Source organism: Flavobacterium cupriresistens (assembly GCF_020911925.1).
In the GTDB taxonomy this organism is placed as follows: domain Bacteria; phylum Bacteroidota; class Bacteroidia; order Flavobacteriales; family Flavobacteriaceae; genus Flavobacterium; species Flavobacterium cupriresistens.
Genome location: NZ_CP087134.1, coordinates 1,948,338 through 1,963,826, shown reverse-complemented (window position 1 = coordinate 1,963,826; position 15,489 = coordinate 1,948,338). Strand labels below are relative to the sequence as shown.

Sequence of the window (15,489 nt, the reverse complement as noted above, 5' to 3'; positions counted from 1 at the left end):
ATAAAGATTAAAATTATTCTTAAAAATGTAAAAATATCTTAATGTCTTCTAAATTTAATACTAACGGCTTGGTAAAAATATGTTAATTAAACTGCGGATTTCCAGAATCGAAAAGGAGTTTTTAATATCTTTAACGGAATCAATTTGAGTCCATATTTTTATGAAAAGCATTATCATTGCCAGCACTTCTACCTTACACGAAGGCAGCTATTTAGCGTATTTATTACCTACATTACAACAACATTTCAAAGATTGCAAAAGCATTTTATTTATTCCATTTGCACGACCGGGTGGAATCACGCACGACGAATATACCGAAAAAGTAACACAGGCATTTGCAACAATTAATATTGCTGTAAAAGGAATTCATACCTGTGAAGATGCAGCAGCTGCTATAAAAAATGCAGAAGGTATTTTTACAGGAGGCGGAAACACTTTTTTGTTAGTTACACAATTGTACCAACATAACATCATGCAAATCCTTTCTGAAACTGTAAAAAACGGAACGCCTTATTTAGGAACCAGTGCAGGAAGCAACATTTGCGGTCTGTCGATGCAGACAACGAACGACATGCCTATCATCTACCCCCCAAGTTTTCAGACTTTAGGATTAATTCCTTTTAACCTGAACCCACATTATTTAGACCCTCAAATCAACTCGACACATATGGGAGAAACCCGCGAAACGAGAATTAAAGAATTCCACGCTTTTAATTCTATACCGGTTTTAGGTTTAAGAGAAGGAAGCTGGCTGGAAGTAAAAGGAAATAAAATCACTTTAAAAGGAGCTTTATCTGCTCGTTTATTTTTAAAAGATCAAAATCCGGAGGAATTAGAAACTGAAACAGACTTAAGCCATCTGAATTAAAAACAAAAAAACCGAAACATAAAATGTTTCGGTTTTTTAAAGAGCGAAAGACGAGGCTCGAACTCGCGACAACCAGCTTGGAAGGCTGGAGCTCTACCAACTGAGCTACTTTCGCATTAACAGGGTGCAAATATAAATAATTAAATCAATTAAAAAAATAAAAATCAAAAATTATTTAGCTTTGTTAAAAAAACCGAAACGATTAAATTCCGGTTTTTTTAGAGCGAAAGACGAGGCTCGAACTCGCGACAACCAGCTTGGAAGGCTGGAGCTCTACCAACTGAGCTACTTTCGCATTACTGTGGTGCAAAGATAGAGAATAATTCAAGTTCAAAACAAGCTTTTTCGCAAAAAAAATCAATAAAAATCAACAATAATTTATAACTTATTTAAAGTTAAAAAGTTACACATCCAATTATTTTTCAAAATTATGAATCTTATTAAAGAAATACCATCAAAAGAAACCTATATCGTCCGTCAACCCGTTTTAAGAAAAGGGAAACCTATAGAAAGTTGTGTCTTTGATGGAGACGATTTAGAGACAACACACCATTTTGGCCTGTTCACAGACGAAAGTTTAGTAGGAATTATTTCCTTATTCACAAAAATCAACACTACCTTTGCCGAAAAAAACCAAGCACAAATTCGTGGGATGGCCGTTTTAGACACTCATCAGAAAAAAGGAATAGGTGAAGCTTTGGTAAAACACTGCGAAGCCTATTGCGTTGAAAATCAAGTTGATTTAATTTGGTTTAATGCAAGAACAGCCGCTGTTGGGTTTTACAAAAAAATGAACTATCAAACTGAAGGAGAAGCGTTTGAGATCACAGATGTCGGGGAACACTATTTAATGTATAAACCATTATAAAATGAACAAATTTTACTTTTTATTAGTACTATGCATCCTGTTTAGCTGCAAAAAGGAAACTCTAAAAGTTCCGGTAAAAAAAGCCGTTCGACCTCCTGCGCTTATACTTACTGACGAAAGAAAAGTACAAATTGACACTGCACTCCTTAATACTTTCAAAAGCGAAACGCTTATACAATTTTATCTTTCCTCAGAAAACAAAACAGTCTGGGGAAATTTAAAAAAGAGAACTTACGTTTTATCCTTATTAAAAAAATCGGATGAACTAGGCTTAAATCCAGACGATTACAAAATAAAAGCATTAGAAAAATTCGAAAAAAAGATAAGCTCTTTAAGCGATACGGACTTAGCCAATTACGACACCTTACTCACTTATAATTTCGAATTGTATTTAACGCATTTGTATAAAGGGAAATTAGATCCTAAAAAACTATATGCCGATTGGGATTTAGAAGAAAAGACATTTGACGTCAATACTGCTCTTGTAAAAGCTTTCAACAAAGACAAATTAGACAGTCTGGCCGAAAATTGTCAGTCAAAATCATATACCTATAAACAACTATTAGCAGCACTTAAAATCATCGATACGTATCCGGATGATAGTGACATAAAAAAAATAGAATCTCCTGATAAAACAAAAATCACATTAAATGATACCAGCAGTGCCTTAATAAACATCAAAAAAAGGCTTTTGTTCTGGAAAGACATGTCGGGAAGAAAAGATAGCCTGACCGAAATTTACGATCAAAAAACATTCGAGTCTGTTAAAAAATTTCAGGAAAGACATGGTTTAGCCGCCGATGGAGTTATTGGCGTAGGAACCATAAGCGCTTTGAACTTTTCTAAAAACAAAAGAAAGGAACAAATTATCGCCAACTTGGAGCGATGGAGATGGTATACCAATGAACTAGCGGAAAACTATTTTATCATCAACATTCCAAATTACAGTTTAAATGTGGTTGAAAAACAGGACACCACTTTGGTTCGAAATATTGTCGTAGGAACCAGTAAGAGAAAAACACCAATTATAACGTCGAAACTCAGAACGATTGTTTTTAACCCGACATGGACTGTTCCTCCTACTATTTTAAAGGAAGATGTTGTTCCGGAAATGAAACGCAATCGAAATTACCTCAGCAAAAAAAACATTACTATATATGACAGCGCCGGAAATGCGGTAGAACCTGCTGCATGGAACGAAAACAATCCGGGGAAATACCGCTACGTACAAAGTCCCGGTTATAACAACTCCTTGGGTGTCATGAAAATTTTATTTCCAAATCATCATAGCGTGTACTTACACGATACGAATCATCGCAATTATTTTGGAAGAAACAATCGTTCGTTAAGTTCGGGCTGCGTTCGTATAGAGAATCCATTGGAATTGGCAGAGCATGTTTTAGACTCTTCCGATGTATCGGTAAGCTGGCCGAAAGAAAAAATTGACTCTATTATTGAAACTAAAAAAACAATCAGTGTTAAAATCAGAAAAAAATATGCTTTATATCAGTGGTATTGGACCGCATGGAGCAAAAAAAATCAGCTCATTTTCAGAGCTGATATTTATAATTTAGATTCGGATTTGTATAGTAAGTTACGAGATTAACTTCTCTTCTGCCGAGAATCCTCTCGACGGATGATAAATATACAAACACGACTTATCTTTTATAACCTGAATAATTTCATTTGTCAATTCAACCGGAAGAGCGGGACAGCCCTGGCTTCTTCCTAATCTTTTATTGTTTCTGATGAACGATTCTGAAACATAATCGGCACCATGAACCACAACTCCCCTTTCGCGGGCATTGTCATTAACTCCTCTTTCTAAACCATCCAAACGTAAGGAAGCTCCGTGTTTTCCTTGGTAAATTTCGCCTGTGGCATAAAACCCTAAACTACTTTTGAAGGATGAATTCGAGTTTGAAAATGCTGATGCAAATTCTTCACCCGTATTCCTGCCATGCGCTACCAAAGATTGAAATAGAATAGTATTAGTTCCCATATCAATCACCCAAAGGCGTTTGACGTTGGATGAAAGACTAAAATCAATTAAAGTCAAAATGTCTTTCTGAACAACACCTCTTTCTTTGAGTAAGTAAAACCCTTTTAAAGCTTCAGAAAAAGTCCTGAGTTCCGGTAACGAAAAATTGTTTGAATTTAAGGCGTGGTATACACTTTCAATTTTAGCATCAACCGTCAGTTTTTCAACTTTGGCAATACTTTTTGTTGTCACCTTTTTTAGTTCGATTGTGTTTTTAGAATCTCTACCAAAAGACAAAAGTAAAAACACCAGTAATGGATAAATTTTGTAAATCATTGAATTTCTTTAGGTTAATAAAAAATTTGGGCATCGCAAATGTATAAAAAAAACCTAGCCAGCAAAATAAAACAATGTTAATCAAGGTCTTTTTGTTTAAATTTTAACAATTCTAAAGGAAAAAATTAGCATAACGGACTAAAAAAATTAATTTTACAAAGAATTTACTGGTAAAAAACTTTTTTTTCGATTCGGTAGTTAAAAAGCACGTATTTTTCGCACCATTTGACTCAAAACTGCCACAATTACAAAAAAATTCCGTCTTTACATAAATCAATTATCACATTTACTCTCTATATAGGTTCCATGAAAAATTTAGTTTTTTTTACCCTTCTTCTCTCCTCTTTTTGGATTTACAGCCAAAAGAAAACTTTGCAGGCACAGCAAATTTCGCAAGGTATTTCTATTGACGGAAAACTGGATGAACCAGCTTGGGAAACGGCAACCGTTGCTTCCGATTTTATCATGTTTGAACCGGATAACGGAAAACCAATTCCCGACACAAAAAAAACCGAAATCAAAGTGCTGTACAATAACGACGCTCTTTATATAGGTGCCATTATGCACGACGATGAACCCAATAAAATACTAAAAGAGATTTCTCAAAGAGATGATTTTGGAACAGCCGATCTTTTTGGTGTTTTTATAAATGGTTTTAATGACGGTCAGCAGAACTTCGAATTTTTTGTATCCGCAGCTGACGTCCAGGCAGATTGTATTATGACGGATGCAAACGGCGAAGATTATTCCTGGGACGCGATCTGGATCAGTAAAGCCGTGCTGACCGATAAAGGATGGGTTGTCGAAATGAAAATTCCCTACGCTGCCTTACGTTTTTCAGAAGGAAAGAAACAAACTTGGGGAATTAACTTTTTCAGAGAAATCAAACGCGAGCGAAAAAAATACACCTGGACCATAATCAATACTAAAATAGGTACTTTCACACAACAAAATGGTAATCTGGAAGGAATTGAAAACATCAAACCTCCTACCCGATTGTTCTTTATGCCTTATGCTTCTTACTATTTAAATGCTGCCGGAAATCAACAAACGTATGGTACAATGAAAGGCGGAATGGATATTAAGTACGGTATAAACGATGCTTTTACACTGGACGCTATTTTGGTCCCCGATTTCGGACAGGCAAAATACGATGATCAGATTTTGAATCTGGGTCCGTTTGAACAACAATTCAATGAAAACAGAGCCTTTTTTACCGAAGGAACAGATCTCTTTAATAAAGGAGAATTGTTTTATTCGAGAAGAATTGGAGGCAAACCAACTATTGAACCGGATCTGGAGGATAATGAGAAGATAATAGAGGACCCGCAGAATGTAAATCTGATCAATGCCCTGAAAATTTCAGGACGAACCAAAAAAGGTCTTGGTATTGGAATTTTAAATGCTGTGACAGAAAAAACATTTGCCACTATAAAAGATACCCTCACAGGAGAAACCAGACGTGTAATTGCCGAGCCGTTAATGAACTACAATGTTCTGGTTTTAGACCAACGTTTTCGTAAAAACTCATCTGTAACCTTCATTAATACGAATGTGACCCGAAATGGTCATTTCAGAGACTCCAATGTTTCGGCTTTGGTTTGGGATTTAAACACTAAAGCCAATACTTATAACTTATCGGGAAATTTCAAATACAGTACCGTCCATGATACAGAAGATAAAAACGGAATATACGCCAACATTGGCTTTGCAGAAACCAGCGGAAACTATCGTTATAGCATAGGCTCCGATTTTGTATCTAAAGATTACGATCCTAATGATTTAGGAATTAATTTCTATACCAATTATTACAACTTTTTTGGAAATGCCAATTATAGAATCCTGAATCCTACGAAACTCTTTAACGCATTTAAAGTCAACCTTAACACCTACACCGAATTCAACAAGGATTCCGGAAAAATTCAGGAGAGCAATATTGCCGTAAATACAAATGTAACTACCATAAAAAACAATTATTACGGTTTCGGTATTTCTTTATACCCTTTTGAGTCTTACGATTATTACGAACCGAGAGCAACCAATAGATATGTCGCTCTCCCAAGAAGATTTGAATCGTGGGCAAGTGTTTCGACCAACTACAATTATAAATTTGCGCTGGATTTCAATCCTACCATTGCCATTATGGATGAACCGGGACGCATAAATTACGGTTTCGATATTGGTCCGAGATACCGTTTTAGTGACAAACTGTTATTAAATTATACTTTTAGTTTCCTTAGAAGAAACAACAACAAAGGCTATATTGACAGTTTTGATCAGGACAACAATCAGGACACTCCAAAGGATATCGTTTTTGCCAATAGAACTGTAATCACTTACTCTAATACGCTAGGCGGGAAATATGCCCTAAACAGCACCATGACCATCAATCTGGCCGTTCGTCAATATTGGTCGTTTGCAGAGAACAAAGAAATACTTCAACTAGAATCTAACGGAACTTTAACTACTTATCCCGAATACACGAAAAACAAAAATTCCAGTTTTTATTCCTGGAATGCCGATTTATCGTACTCCTGGTGGTTTGCGCCTGGAAGTCAGCTTTCTGTTTTATATAGAAACAATGCTTCTAATTTTGAGCGTGTTATTGACAAAGATTACGGATCTAATGTAACCAACCTGCTGAACAATGAGGCTCTAAAACACATTTTTTCTGTAAGTGTCAAATATTTCATTGACTACAATGCCGTCAAAAACAGGCTTAAAAACGGAGTCTAGTCTGAATTAATTTTAAAAAATAAAGGCTTCTATAATTAAATTAGTATTTTTCAATACGGTTCATTTTATTAACTGTAATTGTAACAATGCTTCCTTGCTCCTTTTAGAAATGGTTTATCTTTGTAGAAAACAAAAAATGATGAACAAGAAAGTTATACTAATGATTTTAGACGGATGGGGGAAATCTCCTGATCCTAAAGTTTCTGCAATAGACAATGCAAATGTTCCTTTTATAAACAGTCTTTACCAAAACTACCCAAGCGCCCAACTTAGAACCGATGGCTTAAACGTTGGTCTACCGGAAGGTCAGATGGGAAATAGCGAAGTCGGTCACATGAATCTTGGTGCAGGAAGAATTGTATACCAGGATTTAGCCAAAATAAATCTGGCAGTAGCACATCAAACACTTGCCAAAGAACAAGTGCTTATTGATGCCTTTACTTATGCCAAAGAGAATAACAAAAAAGTACACTTTTTAGGATTAGTTTCTGATGGTGGCGTACACTCTCACACGTCTCATTTACGCGGATTGATTGATGCTTCTCAGGAATATGGTTTGCAAAATGTTTTCATCCATGCTTTCACAGACGGTCGTGATGTGGATCCTAAATCGGGAGCAAAATACATTCATGATTTAGAAGATCACATTAAAGATACTCCTGTAAAAATTGCGTCTATCATAGGTCGTTATTACGCAATGGACCGTGATAAACGTTGGGAACGTGTCAAATTAGCTTATGATTTACTTGTAAATGCACAGGGAAAAACTTCTCAAAATGCGGTTGCAAGTGTGCTTGACAGTTACGCCAACAACATAACCGATGAATTTATCGAACCAATCGTATTAGTTGACGAACAACAGAAACCATTGGCAACTATCGCTGATGATGATGTGGTGATTTTCTTTAATTTCAGAACAGACAGGGGTCGTGAACTTACAGAAGCGCTTTCGCAGCAAGACTTTCACGAGCAAAACATGCACAAGCTGAACCTGTATTATGTTACGCTTACCAACTACGACGAAACGTATCAAAACGTAAAAGTGGTTTACAATAAAGACAACATCACTGAAACTCTTGGTGAAGTTTTAGAAAAAGCCGGTAAAAAACAGATCCGTATTGCCGAAACGGAAAAGTACCCACACGTTACTTTTTTCTTTTCAGGTGGAAGAGAAACTCCTTTTGACGGAGAATCCAGAATTTTAAGAAACTCTCCAAAAGTAGCCACTTACGACCTTCAACCGGAAATGAGTGCCTACGAATTGAAAGATGCTCTTGTTCCGGAATTAAACAAAGGCGAAGTTGATTTTGTATGTCTTAATTTTGCCAATGGTGACATGGTAGGGCATACCGGAATCATGAGTGCTGCAATTCTGGCTTGTGAAGCGGTTGACGCCTGTGTAAAAGGGGTTATCGAAGCGGCTTTGGCAAATGATTATACTACGATTGTAATTGCCGACCACGGAAATTGCGAAACAATGATCAATCCTGACGGAAGCCCAAATACAGCCCACACCACAAACCCGGTGCCTATTATCCTGGTTGACAAAGAACTGAAAAACATTAATGATGGTGTTTTAGGAGATATTGCACCAACAATCTTAGAGCTAATGGGAGTTCAGCAACCGGCAGCTATGACTTGTCATTCGTTATTGTAATAGGTGCTTTTTTTAAACATGGAGTTTATTTTTATATGCTTTGTGTTTGGTTCACCATATAAGTGATGTAAGTTCATTTTACTGGGGGAGCTTAAAAAAGGAGTGGTCTTTAAACATAAAAAAAGGAGTAAAAATCTAATGATTTTTTACTCCTTTTTACATTTTATACTGTTCATAAAATCTCGCGAAGTCGCAGAGTCGCCAAGTTAAAAAATCAAACCAAAAACTTTGCGACTCTGCGACTTTGCGAGAAATGTTTTTTTTTACCCAACAACATTACAGCAAAAACAAAAAAAAGAAACCTTTTCAACACCCCCAGTAAAATGAACTAACATCACTTATATGGTTTAAAAAAAAATCACATAACACTATAATGGTTCCGCAAAAACCAAAAAAAACCTTTTTCAACACCCCCAGTAAAATGAACTAACATCACTCATATGGTTTAAAAAAAATTTCACATAACACTATAATGGTACACCCACTCCACAGCGTAAATGACTAAACCGATCAAACCTCCAACCAAGGTCCCATTGATTCTAATGTACTGAAGGTCTTTTCCGATTTCTAATTCTAGTTTTTCTGAAACCTCTTTTCCGTCCCAGCTTTTTACCGTCGAGGATATTAAATCTCCGATTACTTTTTTATTATTCAAAAGAACGGTCAGCAAATCATTCTTGATAAAATTATTGATCTTATCGATCATCACTGCATCTTCTTTAAGTCCATTTCCGAAACTCTGAACGAGACTTGCGATATTATTTTTTATTGAAGATTCCTCTCCTTTCTCTAAATCATTTGCGATCGATAGTTTTATCTCGTCCCAAATTCCATTAATATAATCCTGAACTTCTTTTTTTCCGGCAAAATCAAGAATCATCGTATTGATTTTGACTCTCATCTCTTCTGAATTTTTGACCTTATCCAGAAAATCATAAACATATTCGTCTATTTTAATCCTAATGGCACTTCCAGGATGTTTGGCTTCGTTTAAAAAATCCTGCAATCCATTAAAAACCCCTTCCGAAATACTTTTATCCGCTAAACCGAAACTCAGAAAAGGAGTCGATGCTTTTACTTTTTTCCGAATTAAATCTTTATTGTTGCTCAATTCTGCGCTCATGAGCGTCAAAAGATTCGTCAGCAATTGGTCTTTTACATTCCCTTTCTGCAAAGGCTCTAAGGCCAGAGCAACCCAATCTCCAAAATTGATTCCGGCTAGTTTTGCTGCAAATTGAACCTGAATAAATCTTTTTATGTCTTCGTCTTTTATCGCCTTTAAAATACCCGGGATTACATTTACCGCTACCAAATCGGCAATTTTACTTGCATTGGCTTCTTGCGACAACCAGTCGGAAGCTTTTTCCGCAAAATTGAATTCTGCTAACTTGATTTCTAATTTCTCCCGATTCAGGAATTCTTCCGAAACAAAATTGCCCAGATTTTCTCCGATCTCATTTTTTTTGGTTGAAATAATCGCCGTATGCCAAATCGGAATTCCTAGCGGGTGCCGAAACAAAGCCACAACCGCAAACCAATCGGCAATTCCGCCAACCATTGCCGCTTCACTAAAAGCCTGCAACATCGGAATCTTAAAATAAACCGCCACTACAAACAAAAGCACTGCCACTCCTAAAAGTGCCAAAGCATTTCTCTTCATGCGTTTCAGTGCCTTTTCTTTTACTCTATTTTCTTGATTTACAACTGACTCCATAACAGCTAAAATGTTTGATACGCTAATTTAAGCTTTTTTATCCAAACTTAATTCAGAGGAATATTCTGTTGTTTTTTACTCTTGCATCAAATTGAAAGTCAACAAACAAAGGCTATGACAGCGATTTAATTGATTAAATAAAAGTTAAAGTTTCACAATTAAAAGTATTACTATTATCTTTGCGTAAAATAATATCGAATTATGAATGCAATATTTTCAAATATAAAAATTCAGGTTAACGAAAAATTATATGTAAAAGATCCGGAAACCTCTGATTTAGGGAAGAAGATTGTGGGAAACAGTATTCTTTTAATTGATCAGATCGGTATCGAGCATTTTACTTTCAAGAAATTGGGAGAACAAATTGGTTCAAATGAAAGTTCGATTTATCGCTACTTTGAAAACAAACACAAACTGGTTGTGTATTTATCGTCCTGGTATTGGGGATGGATGGAATACAAGTTGGTTTTTGCCACCAATAACATCACCAATCCAACCGAAAGACTGCACAAAGCAATTACCATTGTAACGGAAAAAATCACAAATAATCCTGTCACCACACATATTGATGAGGCTATTTTGAACAAAATCATAATTTCAGAATTCACCAAAACCATTTACACCAAAGAGGTCGACGAGGACAACAAAGAAGGTTTCTTTCTGGTTTACAAAAGAGTTATTAACCGAATCATTAGCATCGTACAGGAAGTAAATCCTAATTATCCTTTTGCCAAAAGTTTAGTTTCAAGCATCGTTGAAGGAAGTCTGCATCAGCATTTCTTAAACGAACATTTAAAAACCATAACAGATTGTAACGAACCCGTAACGGTAACTTCCTTTTATCTGGATTTAGTAGACCGAATTCTTTCAAAATAAAAAATAAATCATAATACCAATTTATTTATGACACCCTTAAAAAGATTTTACAACTTACTCGCATTAGACAAAAAAGACATTGTACAAATTTTTTTCTATGCCATTTTCGCAGGACTTATCAGTTTGTCGCTGCCGTTAGGTATTCAAGCCATTATTAACTTTATACAATCGGGTCGCGTTAGTGCTTCGTGGATTGTTTTGATTCTTTTGGTAGTAGTTGGAGTTGCTCTCGTTGGAATTCTGTCTCTTATGCAGCTTAGAATCACCGAAAATTTACAGCAAAAAATATTTGTTCGCTCTTCTTTTGAGTTTGCAACGCGTTTGCCTAAAATAAAATTTGAAGCGCTTTACGCCAACTATCCGCCTGAATTGGCGAATCGCTTTTTTGATACTTTAACCATTCAAAAAGGAACTTCAAAATTACTGATTGATTTCTCGGCCGCTTTATTACAAATTGCTTTCGGAATCATTCTGCTTTCGCTGTATCATCCGTTCTTTATCATATTTGGTATCTTACTGTTCTTTTTATTGTTTTTCATCTTTAAATTCTCGTACCGCACCGGTTTAGAGACCAGTTTGAAAGAATCAAAATTCAAATACAAAGTGGCCAGCTGGTTGCAGGAAATCGCGCGTAATAATTTTAGTTTCAGAAATGAATTGAACTATGAATATGCGTTACACAAAAATGACAACTTGGTTAATGATTATCTGACTTACAGAGAAAAGCATTTCAACATTATTAAAAGACAGTTCATACAATTAATCATTTTCAAAATATTAATAACGGCCAGTTTATTAATCATTGGTGGTTATCTGGTATTGTCGCAAGAAATGAATATTGGTCAGTTTGTGGCAGCAGAGATTATCATTTTATTGGTGATCACTTCTGTTGAAAAAATTATAATTGGTCTGGAAACTTTTTACGACGTTTTAACTTCTGTTGAGAAAATCGGCCAGGTAACCGATATGGGACTTGAAGAAGACAGTAGCGGTTCTTACGACAACTGTTATACCAATATTAGTCTTGAAACTGAAAATCTGACTTTTAAATTTCCGGACACTAAACAAAATACGTTGCGCACCATCAGCCTGAAAATTGAGCAGGGCGAGCATATTTTTGTCGACGGAAAAAACGGTTCGGGAAAAACGACTCTGATTCGTATACTTTCAGGATTGTTACAACCTACAACCGGTTCGTTTTATATTAATGATGATACTTTCAAAAAAATAAATTTAAAACAATACCGCTCTCAGATTGGAAGTATCATTTACGGAGAAACGCTTTTTGAAGGCAGTATTTTAGACAATATTACGTTTAAAGATCCTTCCATTACACAGGAAGATTTAAAATGGGCGATCAATGGCGTACAGCTTACCAATTATATAAAATCGCTTCCGAAGAGTTTAGACACCTTGATTTTTCCGGAAGGAAAGCAATTGTCGTCTTCAAATATTCAAAAAATATTACTAGCCAGAAGTATCATCCACAAACCAAAAGTACTTTTCTACGAAGACCCAACGGACACTATGGATGAAAATGTAGCCAACGAAATTATAGATTTCATTACTGCGAAAGAACATTCCTGGACGATCATCGTTTCGTCCAAAAACCCGTATTGGAAAACCAAAAGCAATCGTGTAATTACGATGCAGGACGGTAAAATAGTACAAGATTCTAAAAATTAAAAAGATGCTACATATTTCAGACAACACTAAACCGGATCAGTCTTTAGCGCGTTTCAAAACGATACAGACGCTAACAAATAAAAAGCACTATAAAATTTTGAATAAAATTATAATAGGCATTTCTATTTTGGGCTTTGGGCTTCTTTTTTTACCGTGGACTCAGAACATTTCGGGTACAGGAGCCGTAACCACATTAAAACCAAATCAACGTCCGCAATCGATACAAAGTGTGATTTCGGGAAGAATTGAGAAGTGGTATGTACAGGAAGGGGATTTTGTAAAAAAAGGAGATACTATTTTATACATTTCAGAGATCAAAGAAGATTATATGGACCCGAATTTGGTTAGCAACACCAAAAATCAGGTGGACGCCAAAAAACAAGCTGTGCAATCTTACGAATCTAAAGTAGCAAGTCTGAGCAATCAATTGAGAGCCATTGAATCTGAGAAAAAATTAAAACTGGAACAGGCTCAAAATAAAATCAAACAAGCGCGCTTAAAAATTAAAAGTGACAGTATTGATTTGATTGCCGTTAACACACAACTCAAAATTGCCAATACGCAATACAACCGTTCTTTGCAATTAAACAAAGAAGGTTTAAAACCAATGACCGATGTTGAGGAAAAACGTTTAAAATTACAAGACGCCGAAGCCAAAATCATCAATCAGGAGAACAAATTATTGAGCAGCAAAAACGATTTCATCAACTCAAAAGTAGAGATCAATCGTATCATTGCGGAATATTCGGAAAAAGTAGCCAAATCTGAAAGTGATCAATTTACCGCCAAAAGCAGTCAATACGATGCATCTGCTCAAGTGAACAAACTTGAAAACCAATATGCCAATTATAGTATCCGTAACAATATGTACTATATCAGAGCGGCACAAAGCGGCTACATTAACAGGGCTTTGCAATCGGGAATTGGTGAAACGATAAAAGAAGGAACCGCCATCGCAACCATTATGCCTTCTGCTTATGATATTGCAGTAGAAACCTATGTTAACCCGGTTGATTTACCTTTAATTCGCAAGGGAGAAAAAGTCAGAGTCTGGTTTGACGGATGGCCAACAATTGTCTTCTCGGGATGGCCAAATGCTTCGTATGGTACTTTTGGTGGTAAGATTGTAGCGGTCGAAAATTTCATCAGCGATAATGGAAAATACAGAATTTTAATTGCACCGGATCCGAACGAACCGAAATGGCCGGCACAATTGAGTATTGGTTCAGGAGCACAAACATTGGCCCTACTAGACACTGTTCCTATGTGGTTTGAAATATGGAGAACCTTAAACGGATTCCCTCCTAATTATTATAAAAAAGACGCAAAACCAACTAAAGAAAAGAAATAATGAAACGACTTTTCTATCTATTATTATTTTTTTCCATTATTACAAATGGACAGGAAACCATCTCAAAAGAGCTGAGCTATAATGAGTTTTTAGGTTATGTAAAAAAATACCATCCATTGGTTAAAAATGCACAACTTGAACTTAATAAAGCCCAAGCAGAACTGATGATGGCCCGCGGTAGTTTTGATCCGAAAATTGACGTTGACTATTCTAAAAAACAATTCAAAGACAAAGAATACTACTCGCTTTTAAACAGTAGCTTTAAAATTCCAACCTGGTATGGGGTTGAAATCAAAGCGGGTTTTGACAACAACGAAGGCTATTATCTGAATCCCGAAAACACCACTCCAAATCAAGGTTTGACTTCTTTAGGAATCAGTGTTCCATTGGGGCAAGGTTTGTGGATCAATAAAAGAATGGCTGATTTACGCAAAGCGAAAATGCAAATAGAATTAAGCAAATCTGAGGTAAAACTAGAAGCTATTACGGTTTTGTATGATGCGTCATTGGCGTATTTTAACTGGAAAAAAAACTACGAAGAAGTAAAACTATACGAAAGCTACAGCACGAATGCCAAAAAACGAAACAGCGGAATTCAATCTTTGATTCAACAAGGAGACAAACCCGCCATCGATAGTGTTGAAGCAGGAATTGCCGTAAAAAACAGACTTTTGAGCTTAGAAGATTCCAGACTTAAACTGGCCAAAGCAAAATTGGAACTATCCAATTACTTATGGCTGGATAATGCCGTTCCAATGGAAATTTCAGACAGTTTAATTCCGGAAGCACAACTCGAAAACACCATTCAGGAAACTTTGCAAACTAATAATTTAACGACAGACGGTTTTTCGATTGAAAACCATCCGAAAATAAATGCTTTACAACGCAAAATTGACATTTTGAATGTAGAACGAAAATTGAATGCCAACGAATTACTTCCAAAAATAGACGTGGGGTATTCTTATTTGTCACAACCCAAATATTTTAATGATTTTCAAACGGATGATTATAAAATTGGTTTGGATTTTTCATTCCCTTTGTTTTTGAGAAAAGAACGCGGAAAATTAAAACTAACGAAATACAAAATTCAGGAAACAGAATATATTTTAGATGTAGAGAAAATGCAGCTTTCGAATAAAATTCAGGCGCAGAACACAGAAATCCTGTCTCTTTCTAAACAGCTAAAGTTAATTAAGGACTTGTCAAAAGACAATCAGACCATGTTGCAGTCGGAAGAACGTTTGTTTTCATTTGGGGAAAGTTCTCTGTTTTTAATCAACACTCGCGAGAACAATTTGATCAGCGCACAACTGGCTCAGATCAATTTGGCGAATCGTTTTTACGTTTCTAACTCCGAACTTTTTAAAATTATGGCAAATCCAAATTAGATTATATTAAAAATTGTACTTTTGCGAA

At 35.8% G+C, this 15,489-nt stretch carries 11 protein-coding genes and 2 tRNA genes; 9 read left to right on the top strand and 4 right to left on the bottom strand.

Annotation, left to right across the window (positions count from 1 at the left end):
• Window positions 1-160 precede the first annotated feature (160 nt).
• Window positions 161-868, top strand: coding sequence for a dipeptidase PepE (pepE, locus tag LNP23_RS08735; RefSeq protein WP_230004596.1), 708 nt, complete (start codon window positions 161-163; stop codon window positions 866-868).
• Window positions 869-910: 42 nt separating this feature from the next.
• On the opposite strand, the gene LNP23_RS08730 is transcribed toward pepE, so the two are convergent.
• Both LNP23_RS08730 and LNP23_RS08725 read right to left on the bottom strand, forming a co-directional pair.
• A tRNA-Gly gene (locus LNP23_RS08730) sits at window positions 911-983 on the bottom strand.
• Window positions 984-1,090: 107 nt separating this feature from the next.
• Window positions 1,091-1,163 (bottom strand) — tRNA-Gly (locus tag LNP23_RS08725).
• A gap of 135 nt (window positions 1,164-1,298) precedes the next feature.
• Between LNP23_RS08725 and LNP23_RS08720 the strand changes: the two genes are divergently transcribed.
• Entirely contained in the window at window positions 1,299-1,736 is a 438-nt protein-coding gene (locus tag LNP23_RS08720) for a GNAT family N-acetyltransferase (RefSeq protein ID WP_230004595.1), read from the top strand.
• Window position 1,737: 1 nt separating this feature from the next.
• Window positions 1,738-3,342: a L,D-transpeptidase family protein gene (locus LNP23_RS08715; RefSeq protein WP_230004594.1), complete on the top strand. Its 1,605-nt coding sequence runs from the start codon at window positions 1,738-1,740 to the stop codon at window positions 3,340-3,342.
• Here LNP23_RS08715 and LNP23_RS08710 read toward each other — a convergent pair.
• Window positions 3,331-4,053: a murein L,D-transpeptidase catalytic domain family protein gene (locus LNP23_RS08710; RefSeq protein WP_230004593.1), complete on the bottom strand. Its 723-nt coding sequence runs from the start codon at window positions 4,051-4,053 to the stop codon at window positions 3,331-3,333. The two genes, LNP23_RS08715 and LNP23_RS08710, sit on opposite strands and share 12 nt — an antisense overlap.
• Window positions 4,054-4,359: 306 nt before the next feature.
• On the opposite strand from LNP23_RS08710, the gene LNP23_RS08705 reads away from it, so the two are divergent.
• Window positions 4,360-6,789: a DUF5916 domain-containing protein gene (locus LNP23_RS08705; RefSeq protein ID WP_230004592.1), complete on the top strand. Its 2,430-nt coding sequence runs from the start codon at window positions 4,360-4,362 to the stop codon at window positions 6,787-6,789.
• A 139-nt stretch (window positions 6,790-6,928) separates the two neighbouring features.
• Window positions 6,929-8,446, top strand: coding sequence for a 2,3-bisphosphoglycerate-independent phosphoglycerate mutase (gene gpmI, locus LNP23_RS08700; RefSeq protein ID WP_230005146.1), 1,518 nt, complete (start codon window positions 6,929-6,931; stop codon window positions 8,444-8,446).
• Between the two features lie 457 nt (window positions 8,447-8,903).
• Here the strand turns inward: gpmI and LNP23_RS08695 are convergent, their stop codons facing one another.
• On the bottom strand, window positions 8,904-10,160 hold the full coding sequence (locus LNP23_RS08695) for a DUF445 domain-containing protein (RefSeq protein ID WP_230004591.1): 1,257 nt from the start codon (window positions 10,158-10,160) through the stop codon (window positions 8,904-8,906).
• Between the two features lie 201 nt (window positions 10,161-10,361).
• Between LNP23_RS08695 and LNP23_RS08690 the strand changes: the two genes are divergently transcribed.
• Genes LNP23_RS08690 through LNP23_RS08675 form a run of 4 tightly spaced genes read left to right on the top strand, consistent with a single transcriptional unit; the run spans window position 10,362 to window position 15,461 of the window.
• Entirely contained in the window at window positions 10,362-11,036 is a 675-nt protein-coding gene (locus LNP23_RS08690; protein ID WP_230004590.1) for a TetR/AcrR family transcriptional regulator, read from the top strand.
• Window positions 11,037-11,063: 27 nt separating this feature from the next.
• Window positions 11,064-12,722, top strand: coding sequence for a peptidase domain-containing ABC transporter (locus LNP23_RS08685; RefSeq protein ID WP_047778347.1), 1,659 nt, complete (start codon window positions 11,064-11,066; stop codon window positions 12,720-12,722).
• Window positions 12,723-12,726: 4 nt separating this feature from the next.
• Window positions 12,727-14,073, top strand: a complete 1,347-nt coding sequence (locus LNP23_RS08680) for an HlyD family secretion protein (protein ID WP_230004589.1) — start codon at window positions 12,727-12,729, stop codon at window positions 14,071-14,073.
• A complete protein-coding gene (locus LNP23_RS08675; protein ID WP_047778345.1) occupies window positions 14,073-15,461 on the top strand; it encodes a TolC family protein in 1,389 nt (462 codons plus the stop codon). Before LNP23_RS08680 ends, LNP23_RS08675 begins: the two co-directional genes overlap by 1 nt.
• The last annotated feature ends 28 nt before the right edge of the window (window positions 15,462-15,489 follow it).